Origin of the sequence: Enterobacter sp. EC_64 (assembly GCF_019584165.1) — a bacterium.
In the GTDB taxonomy this organism is placed as follows: Bacteria; Pseudomonadota; Gammaproteobacteria; order Enterobacterales; family Enterobacteriaceae; genus Enterobacter; species Enterobacter roggenkampii.
Map to the genome: position 1 here is coordinate 1 of NZ_VDAS01000002.1, position 22,251 is coordinate 22,251.

The following is a 22,251-nucleotide window of genomic DNA, read 5'->3' on the forward strand; positions in this document are numbered from 1 at the left end:
CGCTTACTGCTGAATTCACTGTCGGCGAAGGTAAGTTGATGACTCATGATGAACCCTGTTCCATGGCTCCAGATGACAAACATGATCTCATATCAGGGACTTGTTCGCACCTTCCCTAAGGGTTGAATCATGGGTTTATGGAGTCGTATTTGCTCTGCAGTCTCGTACGTACGAGATGTCGCTTCATCCGTCGTCAGCAAAGCAAAAGAAATTGCCGGAAAAGCGATCGGTTTCATGGCAGAAAAAGCGGAAGGCTTTGTTGGTAAAGTCAGCCAGATGTGGCAACGCATTAAGCCGCATATCGGCACGGGACGTAAAATTCTTCAGATGCTAGGTGGTTTTATCACATTGCCATGGGTAAAGAGCGCGCTAGCAGGGCTGGATCGCGCGCTGGCATGGCTGGAAAAGCTTGATAAACAGCCGCTGGTAAAAAAGCTGCAGAAAGCCCTGGAGTGGGTCATTAACTGGTGTAAAAACGCCCACCAGAAACAAATGGAGGAGCAGGAGCTTGAAGAGGCTCGCCATCATGCTCAGGCTATGGCTGAAGCGGGAGGTGAGTTGAGTGGTGAGGAGAAAGAGGCTGTGTCGGCTTTCGCACTGGTGAACAGCTATCTTATCGCAAAAGCAGAAGTGGATATCGCCGTGAAGCGAGATACGCTGCAGGACTTCGAGTATTTCCTGCGCCTGCGTGCAGTGCAAAAGCTGCTCGCCTTCTATGAAACCCGTATGCAGGCCGTGAAGTCCATCAGTGATGTCGATGCGGATATGCACTTTATGGTTTATGCCGCGAACGCGCTGATCCAGCAGGAGGCAGAGTTTAGCGATGCCGATACTCTGCGTCTGGATAACCTCACTCAGAGACTATTCGGCAAGCCGATTATCCCGTTTGTCTTCGAAGAGATGATTATTGCATGGGAGAAAAGCCGTCAGCTTCTGGAAGAGGAGTGGGAGAAGAAAAACAGCGCGCTTTCGAAAGATCGTTTGCTGCATAACCGTCTGGTGCGCGCGCTAAAATACGAAGAACTTGAACCGGCTGAAGTGGGCGTGCTGAACGATCTTAAAATCACCCTGCCGCGTGATACGGCCGATCTGGAACAACTAGGCGACGATCTACTGGCGCGCCATAGCTACGTCAACGCGGCGGAAGGCTTTCTGCAGATGCTCGAAAAAGAAGAACAGCAGCTGATTGCGGAAGGCAAAGCGTATCTGCTCGATCAGGGGGCGATTGTGGGTGCACTGCTGATCGACTGCTCGCAAAACGATCGCGCCTGGTCTTCTCTTTCCCAGCAGGAACAGAGCTTAATTACCGATTTCGCCAACATCTTTGCTGCCGATTGCCAGAAACGTACTGAAGCGGGTCTGCTCGTCGAGGTGGTTGCATGAATCTGCTGACTGAAATTGGCCACTTTTTGATCCCAGGCTTTGATGCGCTGCAGATGGGCTTTTTCGGCGTAATGCTGCTGGCAGTAATCTACACCTGGCTCTCCGTCAGGCGCAATGCGCAGGAAGCGCGCTGGCAGCATGCCTGGGAGCAAAGTGGATTACAGGCTGCTCAGCCGGGGGTGAGTGCAGAAATGGGATCGGCCGCTGAGCTGAGCCAATCACTGGCAACCAAAGCTGAGAAAATAGCCGCCATTATGCCGGGTATGCTGTTGATCCTTGGTCTGTTGGGAACCTTTCTTGGGCTGGGGCTGGCGCTCGATAAAGCTTCCGGCATTTTGCATAACGCGGGAAACAGCATTGGTGCAATTGACTCCTCCATGCGCGACCTGATGGAGATGATGCAGGGCCTGGGCACGAAATTCAAAACCTCAACCTGGGGGATTATTGCCTTTATCGCCCTCAAAATCTGGGAGTCGAAAAATGGCTATGAAGAGCGCCGTCTCAACTGGTGTATGGCCAAACTGCAGCACTCCCTGACCGAAGAATATGCCCTGCAGGCGGAGGAAAATGCTTCCAGGCAGCAGCAGCGTGAAGCTGGACGTAACGCGGCTACCGAGCGTCTGGTGGAGGCGATGGCGCTGCAAACTGTCGCGTTGCGCGAGGAGTTCAGTCAGCAGGCAAAACGCAGTGAAGAGCAGGAAGCGCAGCGTCATCAATACCATCTGGCGGCGTTAAAAGAGATCGCAGATATTAATAATCAGTCGCGCAATCTGCTGGAAACTTACACCCGTAAAAGTGAAGAGAACCTGGTAGCACTGCAGCAGGCGGCGACTACTATGAGTGATGCTTCGCAGCAAGTCTCTGGCTCGGCGATGAGCCTGGAAAAAGTGGTTACCGCGCTGGGTGCCGAACTTAGTGAGGTCATGACCGGCATTAAGCAAGAGCTGTCGCAGGTAGTGAATGAGATGAATGCCGACTTCACTCGCAACGTGCAGCAGATGAGCGATAAGCTGGCGGAGTCTACTCATCAGCTCAGTACGACAATGGGCCAGATAGAAACCTCCCTTAACGGTGCTATCGCCAGCATGGATGCGTCTTTCCGCGGCAACATGACGCAGATGGCCAACCAGCTGGAATCCGCCACTTCGCAGATCAGCGAGTCGGTTAACAACATGTCTTCGCAGATCGATTCAACCATGACCACGGTGAAAGAGAGAACCGAAGCCGCGGCGAAAATTCAACGTCAGGCGATGGATGAATTCTCCGAAACCAGCCTGACGCTGAATGAACAAGTCACCTCTATGACAAACTATATTCAGCGCGTCACGAAGGAGATCGCTCTCGGTCTGGCCGCCGTTTCCGAAGGCAACCGTAAGATGGAGCACTACATCACGCGCTTTAACGAGGCCTTCGATCAGCTTGGTGCATTGCCGGAAACCGTTAAGCAGATCACCACTCAGGTGTCTGCATTGTGCGCCCGCATCGATAAGTTGCTCCCGGCTCAACAGCTTGTCGCCGAACGTGTTGAGGTCTGATATTGCCGATGAAAGATAAACCGAATGAGTGGATTTCTATTTCCGATCTAATGGCAGGGGTCATGGCCGTGGTGATGCTGATGCTGGTGTTATCGGTACTGCAAAACAAAGTGGCTGACGTAAAACGCGAGCAGGAGAAAAACAGCGGCCAGGCAGCCGCTCAACAGAAACTGAATGCCATGATGCACAGCATGCAGCAGGAGATGGTGGATCAGGGAGATGCTGCGCTGGTGGGGTTTGATATAGCCAGCGGAAAAATTACGCTGCGGGATAAAATCTTCGCCCGCGGTAGTGCCTGTATCACCGATCAGGCAAGAGATGCACTTGCTCGTCTGGCACCACGGATTCAGGCGTTCGTGAGCGGTTCGACGAACACTCAGGTTTTTGTTGAGGGGCATACGGATAACATCAGCGTGAATAACCCTGTGGTCGATTACACCAGGTTCTGTACCGTGTATGACGATAACTACACGCTCTCGGCTGCCAGAGCCCGTGAAGCACGTAAATTGTTAATTGCGAACCTCAACGATCAGCAATCGCATCGTGTGATTGTGGCCGGTTTTGGCGACTCTCAGCCGCTAAAAGGGATTTCACCCAGCGATGAGCGTAATCGCCGCGTTGAGGTGCAGTTCCTGACGCACGCGCCGTCACGTCAGGAGCAGGGCAACGCTCTGTAACTCAGCGGCTGGTTGAGTAATGGCATCTAAACCAGCCCGCTATAGGGACTTACTGAACCGTTGGAGAGGACTGGGGTGAGGGCATCAGGCCGCACTAGCCCTCCTCCATCGCAATCACAATCGCTTCACCCATCTTCCTCAACGCCTCGCGATTTTTCTCCGTTGGCGGCAGCGCCACGTTGATCCGCAGGCAGTTGCGGTACTTCCCGGAGGCGGAAAACAGCGACCCGGCCGCGGCCTGGATTTTCAGCCGGCACAGCTGCTTGCTGACGCACACCATATCCACATTTTCCGGCAGCTCCACCCACAGCAGGAAGCTGCCCTGCGGGCGCGTGACGCAAATCTCTGCCGGAAAATACTGCCGCACCCAGCAGGTGTAGGTTTCCATATTCTGCTGATAAATCTGGCGCATGCGCCGTACGTGGCGATGGTAATGGCCGTCGCGGATAAACGCCGCCACCGCCATCTGCGTGCCCGGCACGTTAAACCCGCCCGCGGCGTATTTCATGTGCATCACCCGGTCGTAGTAGCGTCCCGGCACAATCCAGCCGACGCGCAGGCCCGGCGCCACGGTTTTGGTAAACGAGCTGCAGAGGATCACGCGGCCGTCGATATCCATGGAATGAATGGTGCGCGGGCGCGGGTACTCCGCCGCCAGCTCGCCGTAAATATCATCCTCGACAATCACGATATCGTGCCGCTGGGCGAGGGCCAACACCTGCTTTTTCCGCGCCTCCGGCATGATAAACCCGAGCGGGTTATTGCAGTTGGGCACCAGGATCACCGCCTTGATCGGCCACTGCTCCATTGCCAGCTCTAGCGCTTCGATGCTGATCCCGGTTTCAGAGTCGGTGGGAATTTCAATCGCCTTGATGTCAAACCCGCGCAGCATCTGCATGGTGCCGTGAAACGACGGCGATTCCACCGCCACGATATCCCCCGGTTTGCATACCGACAGCAGGGCGATCGACAGCGCGCCGTGGCAGCCGTTGGTGATCACAATGTCGCTTGCCGAGACGGTGGAGCCGCCGTCCAGCATCAGACGGGCGATCTGCTCGCGCAGCTCCAGGCGCCCGTCGAGCACGTCATAGCTCAGCATCTCGCTTGGGTTATGCTGCGCAAGGCGGCTCATCTCGCGCCACAGGGGCTTCAGGCTCGGCTGGTTAATGTCCGGCGAACCGCCACCAAAGGAGATCATCTCTTTGTCGGCGCGGGCGTCCAGCAGCATCATCACCTCATCCCACTGGGTGACGTCCACCGGGCGCTGCACCGGGCGCGTCATCGCCGGGACGGGCGGCTGGGCTTTGCGTTTCGAGACAAAATAGCCGGAGCGCGGCTGGGGGGTGATCAGCTGAAGGTTTTCGAGGATCTGGTAGGCCTGCTGTATGGTGCTGATGCTCACGCCATGCTCCTGGCTCAGGGCGCGCACCGACGGCAGACGCTCGCCGCTGCGATACAGCCCTTGTTCAATGCGTTCTGCCAGAAGGTTGGCCAGGTGTTGATAGCGTGTCATGCTGTATCCTTTATTTTCACCATACAGATTATTAAACCAGTACAGATTGCCGCAAAAAACGGCATGCAGATACCGTTTTAGCGGATCTGTATGTTAAACAAAAGTTGTTTTTGCATCTGTATTGCGCAGGTCGATTTCCAGGATGATAACCCCACTGGCACAGTGAGGAGAGCATTATGGAATTCTACGAGAATCGTTCAAAACGTCCGTTTATTGTGTTTGTCTGGATCGCAAAAACGCTGCGTAGCTGGTATCGCATCAACCGCACCCGCCGCATCCTGAGCCAGATGAGCGACGAGCAGCTCAAGGACGTTGGGTTGTCGCGATATGATGTGTGATCCACGTCGTCGCCGGGTGGCGGCTGCGCCTTACCCGGCCTACTCGATCCCGTAGGCCCGGTAAGCGTAGCGCCACCGGGCGATTTTCAGCGCAACAGCGCAAGCGTCTGCCGCTTCGGCCTTTCCAGCAAATCCAGCGCCTCCTGATAAGAACGCACGTTGTTATAGCCCATCACCAGCCCGTAGCGTTTGCCTGACCCGCGATACCACTCCGAGAGCGCATTGACCTGCAGCTGCTGTTCCTGCCAGTAGCGCGCGATTTCCCGGTCACGGCTTCCTTTGGTCAGGAACGCCACGATATGCATCCCGCCGTCGTTTTGCTCGGTGAAAAACAGATCGCCATATACCTCCTGTAGGGCGGCAATCATCCAGTCGCGGCGGGTCTGATACAGCGCGCGCATCTTTTTCAGGTGACGGAAAAAATGCCCTTCGTTGAGAAACGCGGTGAGGATCTTTTGCGTCAGCACCGGCTGGCCGCTGGTGGTGATGTCCGCGCAGTCGGTAAAGGCCTCAACGGTGCTGGCGGGCATCACCACGTAGCCCATGCGCAGCGACGGCATAATGGTTTTACTGAAGGTGCCCATAAAGATCACCCGGTCGTGCCGATCGAGGCTTTTCAGCGACGGCAGAACCTTGCGGGTGTAGTGAAACTCCCCGTCGTAATCGTCTTCGATAATCCATGCGTCGTTCTGGCTGGCCCAGTCGAGCAATTGCTGTTTACGCGGCAGCGAGAGCGTGACCGCCAGCGGACTCTGGTGCGACGGGGTGACGATGGCAAAACGGGCGTCGCGATGGTGGCGGAGCAGGTAGTCCGTGTCGATGCCGCAGCGATCGACCGGCACCGTGTGCAGGCGCGGCACGATCCGCTTCAGCAGCTGCTGGCCCATAAAATAACCCGGATCCTCAAACACCACCTTGTCGCTGCGGCTGGCGAGGGTATCGAGGATCAGCCGCAGGCTGCCGCTGTAGCCGCTGGTGATCAACACCTGTTCAGCGGTGCAGGACAAGCCGCGCGAGATGTTGAGGTAGCTGGCGATGGCCTGGCGCAGCGGATACCAGCCCAGCACCGGCGGGTTGAGCATCTCCTCCTGACGCATGGCCCGCGTCGCCTGGCCCGCCAGCAGCAGCCACTTTTTATACGGGAAGCTGTCGAGGGCGGGGATGCCTGGGCGCAGAAACCCCGCCCGCTCGCGCTGGCTGATGAGCGAGGCCGGAAGCGTACCGGTGGGCTGCTCCGCCGGGGCATGCTTGTCCGGCAACAGTAAGTCCGGGTTAACCCGCGTGCCGCGCGCCCCCTGGCTCACCAGATACCCTTCACCCGTCAGAATGGCATACGCCGTTTCGACGGTTTTACGCGCCACCTTCAGCTCTTCCGCCAGCACGCGGATGGCAGGTACCTTATCGCCCGGCTTCAGCACGCCGCGCATAATGTTGTCGCGATAGCGGGAATAAATCTCGTGATAGCCCGGCTTCATGTCCTACCTCGTTTCACGCTTTTTGTATCTTTTTACTATGTCATGAACGGCGTAGATTTGCCTCATCGCATGACACATGCCGCACAAAAAGAGGAAAGACCATGAGCACTCGCGTTAACCACCATAAAGCTACACCTGCCCTCGCCAACGCGCTGTCTGCCCTGAGCATGGAGGTGGCAAAAACCTCCATCGACCCGGCGCTGAAGCACCTGATCGACATTCGCGTGTCGCAGCTGAACGGCTGTACGTTCTGTCTGGATATGCACTCAAAAGAGGCGAAAATCGCCGGCGAGCGCGAGCTGCGCCTGTACCATCTGGCGGCCTGGCGCGAGTCCCCGCTGTTTAGCGCCCGCGAAAAAGCGGCGCTGGCCTTCACCGAAGCGCTAACCCAGATTGGCGTTCACGGGGTGAGTGACGCGCTGTACCGCAGCGTGGCGGAGCACTTCTCGGACGTGGAGATTTCAGAGCTGAACTTCGCTATCGTGGCGATCAACGCCTGGAACCGTCTGGGGATCACCTCCCGCATGGCGCCCGGTTCGCTGGATGCGGCGTACGGGCTGAATAAAGCTAACCTGGAATAATTCCGCGCTCGCGGATCATCGCCACCAGCGCCCGCAGCCCTGGCGGGACGTGGCGATGGCCGGGGTAGTACAGGCGCAGCCCGGCAAACGGCTGCGTCCAGTCGTTTAAGACGCTCACCAGCTCCCCGCTTTTCAGCTCGTCCTGAATATAGAGTTCCGGTAAAAATCCCACCCCTAACCCCGCTTTTACGGCGCGGATCGAGGCAAAAAGATCGGACGTCGCAAAGCGCGGCGGCACGGCAAGCGCGTACGTTTCCCCCCGACGGGCCAGCTCCCAGCGGTAGATCCCACCGTGAGCCATACGCATGCCGATCCCCTGATGTGAAAGCAGATCGTCCGGCGTCTCGGGTATGCCGTGAAGGGCGAAATAGTCCGGGGTGGCGGTGACGAGCTGGCGGATCTCACCGGTCAGCGGCACGGCGATCATGTCCTGCGGAACGGACTCTTCGAGGCGGATCCCCGCGTCATAACCTTCGGCGACGATGTCGATCATCCTTGCTTCACTCACCGTCTCCACGCGCATTTTCGGGTAGCGGATCATGAAGTCGATCAGCAGCTGGTCCAGAAACAGGGTGCCGATATGATTCGGCACATTCAGCCGTAGCGTGCCGGCAGGTTCCCCGGTGTCGCTGTGGATCTCTTCCCCGGCGAGACGGATCTCCTGTAGGGCGGGGCCGATACGCGCCACGTAGCGCTGCCCGGCGTCGGTGAGCGCCACGCTGCGGGTGGTGCGGTTGAAAAGTCGCGTCTCAAGGCGGCTCTCCAGCCCGGCGATGGCGTTGCTGACCGCCGTGGCGGACATCCCCAGCTCCTGCGCCGCGCCGCGAAAGCTGCCGCGCCGCACCACCGCCATCACCACTTCCAGCTCTGTCAGACCTGAACGATGCATAGATTATCCTGAAAATCGAAACAACCCTTGCAGCATAGCGTGGATTATCGCAACGGAGAAGCCGTGACAGACTGGTCTCACACAGCCTGAGGAGGTTTATATGCACACCATCGAACAGATCTTTATTAACGGCGAATTTGTTACCCCGCACGGTACCGAGTGGTTTGATTTGTACAACCCGGCGACGGCGCAGGTTATGGGTCAGGTTCGTCTGGCGGATGAGGTTGACGCAGCGCGCGCCGTTGCGGCGGCGAAAGCGGCGTTTCCGGCGTGGTCCCGGACCACAAAGCAGGAACGCATCGCCGCGCTGAAGCGCATGCACGCCGCCGTGGCCGCCCGTCACGACGATCTGCTGGAAGCGGTCATTGAAGAGTACGGCGCGCCCGCCTCGCGCTCGGCGTGGATGGCAAGCTATCCGGCAGAGGTGATTGCTCAGGCCATCGAGGCGCTTGAGGCGTTTGAGTTTGTCACCCCCGCAGGTGCCGCAACGGTGCAGATGACGCCGCTTGGCGTGGCTGGGCTGATTACGCCGTGGAACAGCGATGCCGGGTTTATCTGCGGCAAACTGGCGGCCGCGCTGGCGGCGGGCTGCACGGCGGTGATCAAGCCGAGTGAAATGAGCGCCCTGCAAACGCAGATTGTCACCGAAGCGCTGCGCGACGCCGCGCTGCCGCCGGGCGTGTTTAACATCGTCACCGGACGCGGCGAGACGGTAGGTGAAACCATCAGCTGCCATCCGGACGTGGCAAAAATCTCGTTTACCGGCTCCACGAATACCGGCAAGGCGATCCTGCGCAACGCGGCAGAGAGTTTTAAGCGCGTCACGCTGGAGTTGGGCGGTAAATCGCCGACGATCCTGCTGGGTGATGTGGATCTCGCGCAGGCGATCCCGCTGGTGATCCAGGCCGGGTTTATGAACAGCGGGCAGGCGTGCGTGGCCGGAACGCGCATTCTGGTGCCTTACTCGCGCAAGGCGGAGATCGAAACCGCGCTGGCGCAGGCCGTGGCGGCAGTGAAATCCGGCGACCCGCGCAGCAGCGCGACAGACGTCGGCCCGATGGTCAGCGAAAAGCAGTGGCTGCGGGTGCAGGGCTATATCCGCAAAGGAATCGAAGAAGGGGCGCGCCTGCTGGCGGGCGGCGAAGGGCGACCGGACGGGACGCGAGACGGCTGGTTTGTGCGCCCGACGCTGTTTGCCGACGTGAACAATCGGATGACCATTGCCCGCGACGAGATCTTCGGCCCGGTGCTGTGCGTCATCCCCTATCATGACGAGGCGGAGGCGATCGCCATTGCCAACGATACCGAGTACGGCCTGAGCGCGATGGTGCTGGGCGGCGATGTGGACCGCGCGCGACGCGTGGCACAGCAGATTGTTTCCGGTCGCGTGCTGGTGAACACCCTGGCTCATGAACCGAAAGCGCCATTTGGTGGCTTCAAACACTCCGGCGTGGGGCGCGAGATGGGCGAGTGGGGAATTCGGGCGTTTATGGAGCCGAGGTCGATGGTGGGCTAAAACCCGCCCGGTGGCGCTGCGCTTACCGGACCTACATGAGCCGTAGGCCGGATAAGCGCAGCGCCATCCGGCACAACGCTTCGCTCCCTGCCGAAGCATTGTATCTCTCCACTCTGCATTCTCTCCCCAACATCACAACGGAGAGAAAACCATGATCGCAGTCCTTTTCGAAGCCAAAGCCGCGCCTGCCCATCAGGCGCGCTATCTTCAGCTTGCCGCAGAGCTTAAGCCGCTGCTGGCGGACATCGACGGCTTTATTGATATCGAACGGTTCCAGAGCCTGACGACCGACGGCAAAATCCTCTCCCTTTCCTGGTGGCGGGATGAAGAGGCCGTCCGCCGCTGGAAGCAGAACGTCTTTCATCAGGCGGCGCAGGCCGAAGGGCGGGCGTCGATTTTTTCTTTCTACCGTATTCGGGTGGCGCAGCTGGTGCGGGAATACGGTTCCGAAACCGGAGGGCACGCGGCGTGTCTATCCTGACACAGTACAGCGACCATGCGAATCACCTTATTCTGCTGACGGATGATGATAAGCTGGCCGCAGAGATCACCGAACCCTGGGCGGCCCATGCTTAAGACGAGTTTACCCCCCGATAACAGCGCGATGCTGGAAAAGGCGATTGCCGCGGTGGCGGCTGCCATGGCCGATCCGTCGCGCGTGAAGATGCTCTGTGCGCTAATGGACGGGCGGGCGTGGACGGCCACTGAACTGAGCGCGGCGGCAGACGTTGCGCCGTCGACCGCCAGCGGGCATCTTGCCCGGCTGGTTGAAGGGCAGCTGATTACCTGCCTGTCGCAAGGGCGGCATCGTTATTATCGTCTTGCCGGGCACGACGTGGCGGCGCTGGTGGAACAGATGATGGGGCTTTCGTGGAGCCGCATTACCCCGCCGGAAACCAGCGCGCCGAAAGCCATGCGTGAAGCCCGGACCTGCTACGACCACCTCGCAGGCGTCGTGGCGGTGCAGATCTATGATTTCATGCAGGCGGAAGGCTGGCTGGAGGCTGACGGTTCAGCGATGACACTCTATGGCCGGGAGCAGTTCCTGGCGCTCGGTATTCCGTTAAGCGCGCATCCCCGCCGGAAGGCCTGCTGCGCCTGCCTGGACTGGAGCGAGCGGCGGTTTCATCTTGGCGGTGAGGCGGGCGCTGCGCTGCTCATCCACATGGAAAGTAAAGGCTGGATCCAGCGGGTGGCGGGGTATCGGGAGGTGGTGGTGACGGCGTCGGGAAAGGCTGCTGTTAAGAGGCTTTTTAGCCGCTAAAAACCCCCGGTGGCGCTGCGCTTACCGGGCCTACGTGTACATCGCCTCCAGTAACACCTTTCGCAATTCCTGCGCTTTAACTTCTCGTTTCTTGATAGTTACCCTGATAACTATTATCTTGACCGCGTGTGACGAGAGGTTCCCCATGAGTGAAGAAGAACTGTTCTGCCGCAGGCCGATGGGCATGCGGATGGCGATGATCGTGCGCCAGTGGCGTGCCGTCATCGACGACGCCATTCTCGATACCGGGTTAACCCAGTCGAGCTGGACGGTGATGATGCAGCTTCATCAGCTCGGGGATAACGTCTCAATGAGTGAGCTGGCGGAGGTGCAGGGAATTGAACTGCCGCCGCTGATGCGCACCCTCACACAGCTGGAAAAACAGGGTTACCTGCTGCGCACCACATCGCCTTATGACAAGCGCATCCGGCTTCTGACGCTGACGCCTGAGGGAAAAGCCATATTACAAAGGCTCACTCAGGTGATTGAGACGTATCAGGCGCGCGTATCGCAAAACATCGCGCCGGAACATCTCGACATTTTCAGCGCCACGTTGAATCAAATCGCCTGCAATTTGCGGACAATCCGCGAAGAAGATAACAAGACCGAAAAATAATGACCCCTGAACAAAAGTTTGCCCGCTGGGTAAGGGTGAGTATTGCCTCTTTCCTGCTGATGTTTGTCTACTTTATCGTCGCGGATATCTGGATCCCGCTGACGCCGGACTCCACCGTGATGCGCGTGGTGACGCCGGTGTCTCCGCGCGTCTCCGGCTACGTGGCGGCGGTACATGTCCATAACAACAGCCAGGTGAAGAAAGGCGATCTGCTGTTTGAACTCGACGACACGCCGTTTCGCAATAAAGTAGAAGCGGCGCAAATCGCGCTCGAGCAGGCACGCCTGTCCAACGAACAGCTGGATGCGCAGATCGCTGCCGCGCAGGCCAGCCTGAAAACCGCCGTGCTAACCGCGCGTAACGACAAAGTGACCTTTGAACGCTACCAGAAGCTGAGCACCCTGCAGAACGTCTCGCAGGCGGATCTGGATAAGGTTCGCACCACCTGGCAGAGCAGCGAGCAGTCCGTCAGCACGATTCAGGCCAACATCCGCAACCTGCGCATCCAGCGTGGTGAGCGCGAAGAACACCGCAACGTGACGCTGCAAAAATACCGCAACGCGCTGGATGACGCTGAGCTGAACCTCGGCTGGACGAAGGTCTACGCCCAGGCGGACGGCACGGTCAGTAACCTGCAGCTGAGCCCGGGCTTCTACGCTTCCTCCGGTTCCGCCGCGCTGGCGCTGGTAAACAACCAGACCGATATCGTGGCCGATTTCCGTGAGAAGAGCCTGCGCCATACCCATCAGGGCACCGATGCGGCCGTGGTGTTTGACGCCTTCCCGGGACACGTTTTCCGCGCCCACGTCACCAGCAGCGACGCGGGGATCCTGGCAGGTCAGGAGGCCGTTAATGGCCAGCTCTCCGAGCCGGAAACCTCCAATCGCTGGGTGCGCGATGCCCAGCGCATGCGCATTCACGTCTCGCTGGACGAGCCGCTGCCGAAGCATCTGCCGACCGGCGCCCGCGCGACCGTGCAGCTCTACAACAGCGAAGGGCCGTTTGCGCGCTTCTTCTCCGGGATGCAGATCCACCTGGTGAGCCTGCTTCACTATGTCTATTAGCACCCTGGCGCGGGTGTTTACCCCGCACGGCAACATCGTCTATACGGCAAACGACTTTCGCCAGACCCTGCGCATCGTCTTTGCCGGGATGATTGCGCTGAGCATCTCGAGCTTCTACAACACCCGCTACGGCGTGTTTTTCGTGGTCTACCCGATCATGCTGCTGTCGCTGGTGCCGGTGTTTAACCGCCACGTGGCGAAGCAGTTTATCTTCAGCGCATCGCTGAACTGCGTCGAAATGGTAATTATCATCGGCTATCTGTCGCAATGGCCGGCGATCATGACGCTGGTGGTCTTCGCCCTCTACGTGATGCGTTTTCGCTTTATGAGTAAAGGCCCGCTGTTCCTGTTCGGTTCGATGGGCGTGGTGTGCCAGAGCGTGATGCTCAACTTTATGAGCTACCCCACCACCAACTGGCATACGCTTTTGTTCTCGAACATCGAAGCCAGCGTGATGGCGGTGTGCCTGAGCGCGCTGATGAACTACCTCCTGCCGGACGTGGAGCCCCGCAAGCCGCCGCCGCTGATTGAGAAAGACGACGCCCGCGTGCGCCACGAGTCGCTGCTCTCCGGCAGCGTCGCGACGATGATTTTCGTGGTGTTTCAGATTAGCGACTTAAGCGATTCGCTCTCGGCGCTGATGGCAGGGATTCTGATCCTGTTCCCGATGCACTATCGCGGCGCGGTGATGAGCTCCATCTGGCGCGTGGTCGGCGTGGTGCTGGGCTGCCTCTATATTCTGGTGGTGCAGCTGATCCTCTACGATCACAGCAGCCATATGCTGTTGATGATGCCGCTGATCGGCCTTGGGCTGGCGTTTGGCGCGCGCCTGCACGTAATGGAGAAGGTCGGGGCGGGCGTGGGGTTCTCCAGCATCACCACCATCGGGATAATGTTCGGGCAGAACATGCACCCGGACACTGACCTGGTGTTCAGCGATCTGTACCGTATCACCTCCGTCACCTTTTCGCTGGTGGCGACGCTGACGATGGTCTTTCTGGTGCACCTGATCCTCAACCGCTTCGAGGCGACGCGCTACGTCATCGCGCCGCCCAAAGTAGATTAATGTCCCAGCACGGCAGGCAGCTGCGAGAGTAAAAACAGGATCAGGCCAATCGTCCCGCCCACCAGCGTACCGTTGACGCGGATGAATTGAAGATCTTTTCCGATGTTGAGCTCAATCTGGCGGGACATGTCTTTGGCGTCCCAGCTTTTGACCGTGTCGCTGATGTGGCGCGTCAGGAACGCGGCAAAATCCGGCGCGAGGCGGTGCGCCGCCTGCTCCAGATGCTCGTTCAGAGATGCCCGCAGGCTGGCGTCGTTTGTCAGCGTTTCGCCAAACCACAGCCCGGCGTTGGCGATGCGCTGCTTCACGCGCGAGTCCTCACTCTGCATATCTGCCTTCAGCCACTGGCGCAGGTCGGCCCACATCTCCCCCAGATAGCGGTTAAACGCCTCGTCGTTTTTCAGGTAGTGCTTAATGTTGTCGGCTTTTGCCGCCATCTCCGGATCGTTTTTCAGGTTGTCGATAAGCTTCAGCGTGGCGCGGTCAAACGCCTGGCGGATCTGGTGCGTGCGGTCGTGGCTGATATCGTCCAGCAGCGTGTTGACCGCGTTCGATACCATCTCCGCGCTTTGATCGCCCAGCCACTCGGTGGGCAGCACCATCGCCTTGCGGGGATGCTCGGTTTTGAGCCAGTGGACGATCTGGTCGGCGATAAAGTCCCGCGTGCTTTCCCGCTGAATCAAAGTAATCAGGCGATTGATGATGGTGTCCAGAAGCACCTGATGGCGGTTGTTTTTGGTCATGCTCTCCAGCATCACGGCGCTGGTTTCGGTGAAATCGACCTTGTCGATGGCCTTATGCACCGCGCGTTTGAGCAGGCGCTGAATGCGCCCGTCGTCGGTCAGCTCGAGAAAACCGCTCATCACCTGCATCAGATGCAGCCCGACGCGCTGGGCGTTTTCAGCCTTGCTGAACCAGGCACCAATCATCTGGGCAGGTTCATAGCGGCGAATCAACGCCACCAGCGACTGGGTATCCAGAAACTTTTCCTGCACGAACTGGCCGAGATTGTCGCCGATCCGGTCTTTATTGCGCGGGATGATCGCCGTATGGCGGGAGATAAAGGGAATCGGCACCCGGCGGAACAGCGCGACGACCGCAAACCAGTCAGCCAGCGCGCCGACCATTGCCGCTTCGGCAATGGCCTTGACGCCGCGCACCCAAAAGGTCTGCGGCAGGAACAGGGTGGTGATAAAAGCCGCGGCAGCAACCAGCAGCAGCGACAGCGCCAGCAGCTTGGCGCGTTTGAGTTCAGCTATTTTTTCCATGGGTTAAGGATAGAGGCAAGTGAACCAAAAGTGCAAAACTGGTGTAAGGGGGAGACGCATACTCAGTGTGAACCAATGGCGTCTATATAAAAAACATATACATCTAAATTTTCTATTATTAATTTTTCTATATTTTTTGTGCTTATTTATTTTCGGACGTAATGTTTTGTGACCGTCGTAGTCATTTTAACGCTCCTGTTAGCCATAAGATAAAGGACTATTTATGAAAGGAGACGGTATTGATGACATGGGAATATAAAGTTTCGACAGGGGTATTGAGTCATAATGGTGTCTTTGTCGCTAACTGCTACAGCGGTGCGGGTGAATCGAAAGATAAGCCAGAGTGTGAAAGTCAACGAAACAGAGGCCCCATTCCAAGAGGTATTTATTTTATTGCCGGGTGGAATAATCATAAAAGTGCTGAGGCCATTATTCTTGAACCTATAGCGGGGACTAATACCTTTGGTTGAGATCATTTTCAAATTCACGGTGATAAAAAAGGCCAGCCGCCAGGTTCTGCATCAGCAGGTTGCATCATTATGAACGGTCAGGACAAACGTCATATGATTTATGATTCGGGTGATACAATACTGGTGGTGCGATAATGAAGTATATTATTGCGCTATTCTTCTTGTGTTTACCGATGGGTTTATTTGCCAAAAACCACACTCCTGAACAGATCTTGCAGATGATAAACGGCAAAGGCGCCATGTCTGTTGTAGCGGAGCTGGATTCAAATGATACGGGTGAGTCGGAATGGTGGAATCATGTCATACCAGAGATAAGTAAAGGAACTCAGGCATGGTTAGCCGTGGCGAGTGCCCTTGAACCCGGAGTGGACGCCAGTACTGCTGAAGATTTAAAGGCGGCGCTTTCTGAAGCCATCCCACATAACCCTGTAGGTGTCTTAGCAATCTTAAAAGACGATAAACCGTTACTCACTGTTGAACAAATTTGCGCGTTTGCGAATTTCCCCGAAACGGAGGCAGAACGTAATAAGCTTTTTGTGGATTCAATCAGGGAAATGTTCAAAATAACAACCCCGCAGGGTAAAAGATGTCTCGCCGTTATGATCTCAACTGTTGAACACTCTTTTCCATTCGATAAGGATATGTAAATGGCCATTCCGGGATATATGTCATTAACTGACGATGCGGGTAATAGCATAAAAGGCAGCGTGAAAGTTAAAGACCGTGAAAACCAGATTGAGGTTTTAGGGCTCTATCATAACGTAAGCTATAATTCTGACCTGCATAATGGCAGAGCATTGAGCAAACGCCAGCATCGTCCCTTTCTGATTGAGAAGGAAATTGATGCCTCCAGCGTTTTTCTCTATAAAGCACTCAGTACGGGCGGTACGCTCAGGAAAGCGACTATCGACCTGTACAGAATCAATGATGCCGGTCAGGAAGAAATCTATTTCACGATAACGCTGGAAGCGGTGAAGGTCGTCACGGTGTTTTCATTAATGCATGACGTGAAAGAGACTTACCATGAAAAACAGGGTCATCTTGAGCTTGTTTTGCTTCATTATGAAAAGATTACCTGGCATTACCGTGACGGTAACGTTATTCACTCGGATGACTGGGATTATCGGTTAGGGGCATAGAAAACGGCTGATAAGATTCTTTCATATCACCCGCCACAGCACCCACCCGCCAAACCCCATCAGCACCACCCCCGCCGTGCGCTCTATCAGCCACAGCGCACGGCTGAGCTTCTGCTGGACCGCGGGCAAACCCATCAGCGACACCAGTGCCAGATCCCACGCCAGCACCACCGTCACCATCCAGACGCCGCACGTTGCCTGCTGAAGCAGCGTCACGTCCGGCCCCAGCAATGCCGTCATCAGGGCAAGATAGAACAGCGCGTTCTTCGGATTAAGCAGCGCCGAGCTGAGCCCCAGCAGGATCTGCTTGCGCAGAGAAGGGCAGCGCTGATGGGTTTCATGCAGCCTCATCGCCTGCGGTTGGCTGCGCACCAGATGCGAGCCGATCCACAGCAGGTACAGCGCCCCGCAAAGCTCTATCAGCGTAAACAGCCATGCAAACTGGCGCAGCGCGCTCCAGCCGATAATCACCAGAACAATATAAAGCGCGTTACCCGCGGCGATGCCGACGCACAATCCGGCGCTGCCGCGCAGTCGGTAGCGCGCCGCGTAGCCCACCAGCAGGAAGAAGTCCGGCCCCGGGCTCAACAGCGCAACAAAATGCGCCAGCGCCAGGGCGAGAAAAGCAGAAGGGAAGAACAGTTCCATAGCAACCTCGGTTAACAATCTGAGGTCAGGCTACGGTGATACCAGCGTTATTTATTGTCAGATATTGATCGGCCCGTCGCGTACTGGCGCGGCGTGGCGGCGGTATAGCTGACGAAGGTCTTATGAAAATGGCTCTGGTCGGCAAAGCCGCTCTGGTAGCCGACGTCGGCGATGTCGTCCCCGGCACGTAGCCGCGCTTTGGCGAACTCCACGCGGGAGATGTTGAGGAAGCTGCCCGGCGTCAGGCCGGTATCCTGCCGGAAGGTGCGGATCAGCGTCTCCTTGCGCAGCGAGAATCGTTGGGCAAGTTCGTCGAGGGAAGGCGGTGCGGTCAGGTCGGCAAGAAACGCCTGCCGCACGTGCTGACTGGTTGAGCGAAGCGCATCTGCGTTTTCCACGCAGCGGGGCAGGTCTGAAAGCAGCGTATCCACGGATACAGGCGACATCATCTCAACAATATCCAGGTAGCGCTTAAACAGCGTAGGGTCGCGAATCACCTGTAACGCCAGAGGAATATCGGTGTCGATATAGAGCATATGGTAGCTGCGCGGTTGCCCGGCGACGGGGTTGCAGCTGTGCGGCGCAGAGGCCGGGATCACGATGAGGTCCCCGGGGTTAAGGATGTATTCTTTGTCATGACAAATGCAGCAGGTCTGGCCTTCCATAATCGCGCCGATAGAGAGCTGAGGGTGACTGTGGCGTTTGTACGCCTGCTTGCTCTGCCACGTGCTGCGCAGCTCAAGGCCTGAGGCGCGTTGAAAAGTCTGACGGATGTGTCGGGTATCGGTCATAAGCCCTCCTTCTGGACGTTTTTTATACCACGTCAGCGAACCGTCTGGCAGCGCTTCATTAAGAACCTTCCGGATATACCCAACTTTACGTCCACGGCCAGTCATGTTGACTACCCTTAATACCCTAAGCGGTAAAACAAGGAGATTCGACATGGCTTATCAGACAGTAAATCCTGCCACTAACCAGCTCATCAAAGAATACCCCTCGCATACCGACGCGGATATCGAAGCGGCACTGAAGGCGGCCGATGCGCTTTACCATTCGGACTGGGCGAAAGGCGACATCAGCCAGCGCCTGCCGGTGCTGCATAAGCTTGCCGATCTGATCGACGAGCGCACCGAGGATCTGGCGAAAATCGCCAGCCAGGAGATGGGCAAGCTCATCGAACAGAGCCGCGGCGAGGTGAAGCTGTGCGCACAGATCGCCCGCTATTATGCCGACAACGCGAAGCAGTTCCTGGCTCCGGTGAAGTATCAATCCGAACTCGGGGAAGCGTGGGTGGAGCATCATCCCATCGGCGTGCTGATGGCCGTTGAGCCGTGGAACTTCCCGTATTACCAGCTGATGCGCGTCCTGGCACCAAACCTGGCGGCGGGCAACCCGGTGATCGCCAAGCATGCCAGCATCGTGCCGCACTGCGCTGAGACCTTTGCCCATCTGGTCCGCGAGGCGGGCGCGCCGGAAGGGGCATGGACCAACCTGTTTATCTCGTCCGAGCAGGTGGCGAACATCATTGCCGACGATTGCGTGCAGGGTGCCGCATTAACCGGCTCCGAAAAAGCCGGTAGCGTGGTGGCCGCACAGGCGGCGAAGCACATTAAGAAATCCACGCTGGAGCTGGGCGGTAACGACGTCTTCGTAGTGCTGGACGACGCGGACCTGGACAAAGCAGTCAAGACTGGCGTGAATGCGCGCCTCAACAACGCCGGGCAGGTCTGCACCGCGGCGAAGCGCTTTATCCTGCATGAAAAGATCGCCGACGCCTTCCTGAGCAAATTCACCGAGGCGTTTAAGCAGGTGAAGATTGGCGATCCGCTGGACGAAAGCACCACGCTGGGGCCGCTGTCGTCGAAAGATGCGCTTGAAACGTTGACCAAACAGGTTAACGAGGCGGTGAAAAACGGCGCGACGCTGCACTATGGCGGCAAGCCGGTGCAGCGCGACGGGAGCTTTTTTGAACCGACGATCCTGACGAACATCTCGCGCGACAACCCGGCGTACTTTGAAGAGTTCTTCGGCCCGGTAGCGCAGATGTACGTGGTGAAAAACGACGACGAGGCGGTCGCGCTGGCGAACGACTCCCACTACGGCCTGGGCGGCGCGGTATTCAGCCAGGATATCGAGCGTGCGAAGAAAATGGCGTCGCGGATCGAGACCGGGATGGTGTACATCAACTGGCTTACCGATACCGCGCCAGAGCTGCCGTTCGGCGGCGTGAAGCGCTCCGGTTACGGACGCGAGCTGTCGGATCTGGGGATCAAAGAGTTTGTGAACCAGAAGCTGGTGGTGGTGCGTCAGTAAGAGGTCATAAAAAAACCTGCCAGCCGGCAGGTTTACTATGAACAATGTCATCGCCTTTCTTGCCGGGTGGCGCTGCGCTTACCCGGCCTACAATGTGCAACAATTTTAATATATTGCCCCTTTCATTGTAGGCCCGCGCAAGCGTAGCGCCGCCTGGCGAAATGCACAAACAGGCTTAGAAGGACACTCCACCGCCTACATATGCGCCGTCAATCAGCGTGTGGTTCGGACGACCGTCTTTACCATCAACGCTCACGTGGCGGTAGCCCACTTTCAGGGTCACCGGCGCGATCGGCGTCCAGCTTACGCCACCGTTGGCTTCCACGTAGTTTTTCACGCTGTTGTTCAGCCCTTCTGGCGCAACGTAGCCTTCACCGTACACGTGGATGCTGTCGGTCAGGGCAACGTTTACGCCGCCGCCGATCGGGAACGCCACGCCGTTATCGCCTTTTTTCGGGCCGATGTAGATGGCTTTGGCACCCGCATTCAGCATTACCGGGCCTACTTCCAGGTTGTAGCCTGCGCCCACGCCGCCGGTCTGGGTACCGTCATCGGTGTTTTTAAGCCAGTTGCTTTCGGCATACAGGCCGGATGAGGATTTCCCCATTTCCAGGTTGAGGTTGGTAAAGTTTTTACCCTGCTCAATGCTGCCACCCATTGCCAGAGCGGAACCCGAGAGGGCGGTCAGAGCAGAAAGAAGAAGGATATTCAGTTTTTTCATGTTTTATGCCTCGTCATTAAATTCATCTGGGGGCACCTTAACAAGCGATGTTTATGACTGCAAATGTGATGAAGGTCGCTGTTTTATACTGATATTGTTAACTTTTTTATTTGAAATGTTGCATCGATGTTTGATTGTCGAGGTGTCAACGCGTGATGTTCGGACGTTTAGGCACCGTTTAATTTTTTGACTAAACATAAACTGAACGAGGAAGGGATAGTGATTAGAGGCGAATTAATTGAGTTTCTAATAATTTCCAAAAGTATTTCAGATGACACACAATACAACATAACCTTACATTTCCGGGCAATGAATATACGTTCACTCGCCCATGCCGATTGCCTTTCCATGTCATTTTTCTGACACGTTTATTCTTTACGTTGTTGGCTTCACTTACTGGATGCTAACAATATGAAAAGAAAAATTATTCCTGTGCTTATCGGTTGTGCGCTCTCTTTCTCTGGCCTGGCGGCACAGCCTACCGCTGAGCGCTATGTCGTCAGCTTCCCCGAGGGCTCCCATGTGAAATACAGCGGCGCGTTTGCCGATGCGTTCCCGAACGGGCTCCCGGTGGGGATTGGCTCTGGTCTGCTGTTTACGGGCAAGCAGGGCGATGCCCTGACGTTTGCGACCGTGACCGATCGCGGTCCCAACGCCGATGCGCCAAAAATGGGTAAAAACGAAGCCAAAATATTTGTCACGCCAGATTTCGCGCCGCTGCTGATGACCATCCGCGTTCAGAACGGCAAAGCAGAGGCAACGGATGCCCGCCCGCTGCATGACGATAAAGGCGAGATTAACGGTCTGCCGCTGCAAAGCGGCGTGATTGGTTCCACCAATGAAGTGGCGTTCAGCGATACCTTAAAGACGCTCAAGGGTGACAATCGCGGACTGGATACGGAAGGCATCACGCCGGACGGCAAAGGCGGCTACTGGCTGTGCGACGAGTACGGCCCGTTCCTGATTAACGTCGACAGCAAAGGCAAGATCCTCGCGATCCACGGGCCGCAGGCCGCGGAAGGGGAAAAATCCATCGCGGGCGGTCTGCCAAACATCATCAAATGGCGCCAGCCCAACCGGGGCTTTGAAGGCCTGACCCGGATGCCGGACGGACGCATTATCGCCGCCGTGCAAAGCACGCTGGACATCGACGGTAAGAGCAAAAAGCAGGCGCTGTTCACCCGTCTGGTGAGCTTTGACCCGGCGACCGGCAAAACCGCGATGTACGGTTACCCTATCGACAGCGCGGCCTACGACAAAAACAGCGACGCCAAAATCGGCGACATCGTGGCGCTCGATAATCAGCACATCCTGCTGATTGAGCAGGGAAGCGATAAAAACGACGGAATGCGTAACCTGATTTACAAGGTGGATCTCAGCAAGGCGAGCGATCTTTCCGCCTTTGACAAGCCGGGCGAGTACCCAGAGTTTGATGATGAGAAAACCCTGGCGCAGCGCGGCATTACCCTTGCGTCAAAAACGCAGGTGGTCGATCTCCGCGCGCTGGGCTGGCAGCAGGAGAAGGCTGAAGGGCTGGCGCTGATCGACAGCAAAACGCTTGCGGTGGCGAACGATAACGATTTTGGCGTGAAGGTCGCGATGCAAAACCCGGTCGAGGGCAAGAAGCTTAAGGATTACCGGGTGAACGCGGAAGGCAAGCTGACGCTGGATGATAAACCGGTGGAAACCACGCTCAGCGTGAAGCCGCTGAAGAAGCCGGAGTCCGACAGCGAGCTGTGGATTGTGACGCTGCCGGAGGCGATGAAATAATTTTA

23 protein-coding genes and 1 pseudogene are annotated in these 22,251 nt (G+C 57.1%); 17 read left to right on the forward strand and 7 right to left on the reverse strand.

All coding sequences use genetic code 11. The annotated features are described in order from the left end of the window. Positions 1 to 129: 129 nt before the first annotated feature. From FHC52_RS01570 to FHC52_RS01580, 3 genes are read left to right on the forward strand one after another with little or no spacing between them, the layout of a single operon-like run. On the forward strand, positions 130 to 1,383 hold the full coding sequence (locus FHC52_RS01570) for a hypothetical protein (RefSeq protein WP_039265308.1): 1,254 nt from the start codon (positions 130 to 132) through the stop codon (positions 1,381 to 1,383). Continuing rightward, positions 1,380 to 2,918 (forward strand): hypothetical protein, encoded by a 1,539-nt coding sequence (locus FHC52_RS01575; protein ID WP_126287574.1) that lies wholly within the window; start codon positions 1,380 to 1,382, stop codon positions 2,916 to 2,918. Before FHC52_RS01570 ends, FHC52_RS01575 begins: the two co-directional genes overlap by 4 nt. 8 nt (positions 2,919 to 2,926) lie before the next feature. Continuing rightward, positions 2,927 to 3,595 carry an OmpA family protein gene (locus FHC52_RS01580; RefSeq protein WP_039265307.1) on the forward strand — a complete coding sequence of 223 codons (669 nt, stop codon included), beginning with the start codon at positions 2,927 to 2,929 and terminating at the stop codon, positions 3,593 to 3,595. Positions 3,596 to 3,689: 94 nt separating this feature from the next. Here the strand turns inward: FHC52_RS01580 and FHC52_RS01585 are convergent, their stop codons facing one another. Continuing rightward, positions 3,690 to 5,108 carry a PLP-dependent aminotransferase family protein gene (locus FHC52_RS01585; protein WP_126287575.1) on the reverse strand — a complete coding sequence of 473 codons (1,419 nt, stop codon included), beginning with the start codon at positions 5,106 to 5,108 and terminating at the stop codon, positions 3,690 to 3,692. A gap of 176 nt (positions 5,109 to 5,284) precedes the next feature. Here FHC52_RS01585 and FHC52_RS01590 point away from each other — a divergent pair, with 176 nt between their 5' ends. Beyond that, positions 5,285 to 5,446, forward strand: a complete 162-nt coding sequence (locus FHC52_RS01590; protein ID WP_032675878.1) for a DUF1127 domain-containing protein — start codon at positions 5,285 to 5,287, stop codon at positions 5,444 to 5,446. An 86-nt stretch (positions 5,447 to 5,532) separates the two neighbouring features. On the opposite strand, the gene FHC52_RS01595 is transcribed toward FHC52_RS01590, so the two are convergent. Beyond that, complete coding sequence (locus FHC52_RS01595; RefSeq protein WP_126287576.1) at positions 5,533 to 6,921, reverse strand: PLP-dependent aminotransferase family protein; 1,389 nt, start codon at positions 6,919 to 6,921, stop codon at positions 5,533 to 5,535. A 101-nt stretch (positions 6,922 to 7,022) separates the two neighbouring features. On the opposite strand from FHC52_RS01595, the gene FHC52_RS01600 reads away from it, so the two are divergent. Continuing rightward, positions 7,023 to 7,502 carry a carboxymuconolactone decarboxylase family protein gene (locus FHC52_RS01600; RefSeq protein WP_008501331.1) on the forward strand — a complete coding sequence of 160 codons (480 nt, stop codon included), beginning with the start codon at positions 7,023 to 7,025 and terminating at the stop codon, positions 7,500 to 7,502. Here FHC52_RS01600 and FHC52_RS01605 read toward each other — a convergent pair. Further along, a complete protein-coding gene (locus tag FHC52_RS01605; protein WP_220419876.1) occupies positions 7,489 to 8,391 on the reverse strand; it encodes a LysR family transcriptional regulator in 903 nt (300 codons plus the stop codon). The two genes, FHC52_RS01600 and FHC52_RS01605, sit on opposite strands and share 14 nt — an antisense overlap. Positions 8,392 to 8,491: 100 nt before the next feature. On the opposite strand from FHC52_RS01605, the gene FHC52_RS01610 reads away from it, so the two are divergent. The 7 genes and pseudogenes from FHC52_RS01610 (at position 8,492) to FHC52_RS01640 (ending at position 13,917) form a co-directional block, all read left to right on the forward strand. Continuing rightward, positions 8,492 to 9,907, forward strand: a complete 1,416-nt coding sequence (locus tag FHC52_RS01610; protein ID WP_220419877.1) for an aldehyde dehydrogenase family protein — start codon at positions 8,492 to 8,494, stop codon at positions 9,905 to 9,907. 151 nt (positions 9,908 to 10,058) lie between these two features. Beyond that, positions 10,059 to 10,388 carry an antibiotic biosynthesis monooxygenase gene (locus FHC52_RS01615; protein WP_126287578.1) on the forward strand — a complete coding sequence of 110 codons (330 nt, stop codon included), beginning with the start codon at positions 10,059 to 10,061 and terminating at the stop codon, positions 10,386 to 10,388. Continuing rightward, positions 10,367 to 10,483, forward strand: a pseudogene (locus FHC52_RS01620) (amino acid-binding protein); the annotation flags it as partial. The gene FHC52_RS01615 and the pseudogene FHC52_RS01620, both read left to right, overlap by 22 nt. Continuing rightward, positions 10,476 to 11,171: a helix-turn-helix transcriptional regulator gene (locus FHC52_RS01625; protein WP_126287579.1), complete on the forward strand. Its 696-nt coding sequence runs from the start codon at positions 10,476 to 10,478 to the stop codon at positions 11,169 to 11,171. The pseudogene FHC52_RS01620 and the gene FHC52_RS01625, both read left to right, overlap by 8 nt. 145 nt (positions 11,172 to 11,316) lie before the next feature. Next, positions 11,317 to 11,787 carry a MarR family winged helix-turn-helix transcriptional regulator gene (locus tag FHC52_RS01630; RefSeq protein ID WP_021240623.1) on the forward strand — a complete coding sequence of 157 codons (471 nt, stop codon included), beginning with the start codon at positions 11,317 to 11,319 and terminating at the stop codon, positions 11,785 to 11,787. Further along, positions 11,784 to 12,851 (forward strand): HlyD family secretion protein, encoded by a 1,068-nt coding sequence (locus FHC52_RS01635; RefSeq protein ID WP_126287580.1) that lies wholly within the window; start codon positions 11,784 to 11,786, stop codon positions 12,849 to 12,851. The genes FHC52_RS01630 and FHC52_RS01635 overlap by 4 nt, the downstream gene beginning before the upstream one ends. After that, on the forward strand, positions 12,841 to 13,917 hold the full coding sequence (locus FHC52_RS01640; RefSeq protein ID WP_008501323.1) for a DUF2955 domain-containing protein: 1,077 nt from the start codon (positions 12,841 to 12,843) through the stop codon (positions 13,915 to 13,917). Before FHC52_RS01635 ends, FHC52_RS01640 begins: the two co-directional genes overlap by 11 nt. Here FHC52_RS01640 and FHC52_RS01645 read toward each other — a convergent pair. Continuing rightward, positions 13,914 to 15,185 carry a DUF445 domain-containing protein gene (locus FHC52_RS01645; protein WP_126287581.1) on the reverse strand — a complete coding sequence of 424 codons (1,272 nt, stop codon included), beginning with the start codon at positions 15,183 to 15,185 and terminating at the stop codon, positions 13,914 to 13,916. The two genes, FHC52_RS01640 and FHC52_RS01645, sit on opposite strands and share 4 nt — an antisense overlap. Positions 15,186 to 15,424: 239 nt before the next feature. Here FHC52_RS01645 and FHC52_RS22745 point away from each other — a divergent pair, with 239 nt between their 5' ends. The 3 genes from FHC52_RS22745 (at position 15,425) to tssD (ending at position 16,794) form a co-directional block, all read left to right on the forward strand. Then, the gene (locus FHC52_RS22745; protein WP_241236498.1) at positions 15,425 to 15,655 is read left to right on the forward strand and encodes a DUF2778 domain-containing protein; all 231 of its coding nucleotides are present in this window, start codon (positions 15,425 to 15,427) and stop codon (positions 15,653 to 15,655) included. Between the two features lie 134 nt (positions 15,656 to 15,789). Further along, positions 15,790 to 16,302 carry a hypothetical protein gene (locus FHC52_RS01655; protein WP_126287582.1) on the forward strand — a complete coding sequence of 171 codons (513 nt, stop codon included), beginning with the start codon at positions 15,790 to 15,792 and terminating at the stop codon, positions 16,300 to 16,302. Then, the gene (gene tssD, locus FHC52_RS01660; protein ID WP_126287583.1) at positions 16,303 to 16,794 is read left to right on the forward strand and encodes a type VI secretion system tube protein TssD; all 492 of its coding nucleotides are present in this window, start codon (positions 16,303 to 16,305) and stop codon (positions 16,792 to 16,794) included. A gap of 21 nt (positions 16,795 to 16,815) precedes the next feature. On the opposite strand, the gene FHC52_RS01665 is transcribed toward tssD, so the two are convergent. Together FHC52_RS01665 and FHC52_RS01670 are read right to left on the reverse strand one after the other, a co-directional pair. Then, positions 16,816 to 17,442, reverse strand: coding sequence for a LysE family translocator (locus FHC52_RS01665; RefSeq protein WP_220419878.1), 627 nt, complete (start codon positions 17,440 to 17,442; stop codon positions 16,816 to 16,818). A 47-nt stretch (positions 17,443 to 17,489) separates the two neighbouring features. Then, positions 17,490 to 18,233 (reverse strand): AraC family transcriptional regulator, encoded by a 744-nt coding sequence (locus FHC52_RS01670; protein WP_126287585.1) that lies wholly within the window; start codon positions 18,231 to 18,233, stop codon positions 17,490 to 17,492. A gap of 151 nt (positions 18,234 to 18,384) precedes the next feature. Between FHC52_RS01670 and FHC52_RS01675 the strand changes: the two genes are divergently transcribed. After that, positions 18,385 to 19,755 carry an NAD-dependent succinate-semialdehyde dehydrogenase gene (locus FHC52_RS01675; RefSeq protein WP_220419879.1) on the forward strand — a complete coding sequence of 457 codons (1,371 nt, stop codon included), beginning with the start codon at positions 18,385 to 18,387 and terminating at the stop codon, positions 19,753 to 19,755. A 175-nt stretch (positions 19,756 to 19,930) separates the two neighbouring features. Here the strand turns inward: FHC52_RS01675 and FHC52_RS01680 are convergent, their stop codons facing one another. Beyond that, positions 19,931 to 20,476, reverse strand: a complete 546-nt coding sequence (locus FHC52_RS01680; RefSeq protein WP_024908300.1) for a YfaZ family outer membrane protein — start codon at positions 20,474 to 20,476, stop codon at positions 19,931 to 19,933. Positions 20,477 to 20,887: 411 nt separating this feature from the next. On the opposite strand from FHC52_RS01680, the gene FHC52_RS01685 reads away from it, so the two are divergent. Further along, positions 20,888 to 22,246 carry an esterase-like activity of phytase family protein gene (locus tag FHC52_RS01685; protein ID WP_126287587.1) on the forward strand — a complete coding sequence of 453 codons (1,359 nt, stop codon included), beginning with the start codon at positions 20,888 to 20,890 and terminating at the stop codon, positions 22,244 to 22,246. The last annotated feature ends 5 nt before the right edge of the window (positions 22,247 to 22,251 follow it).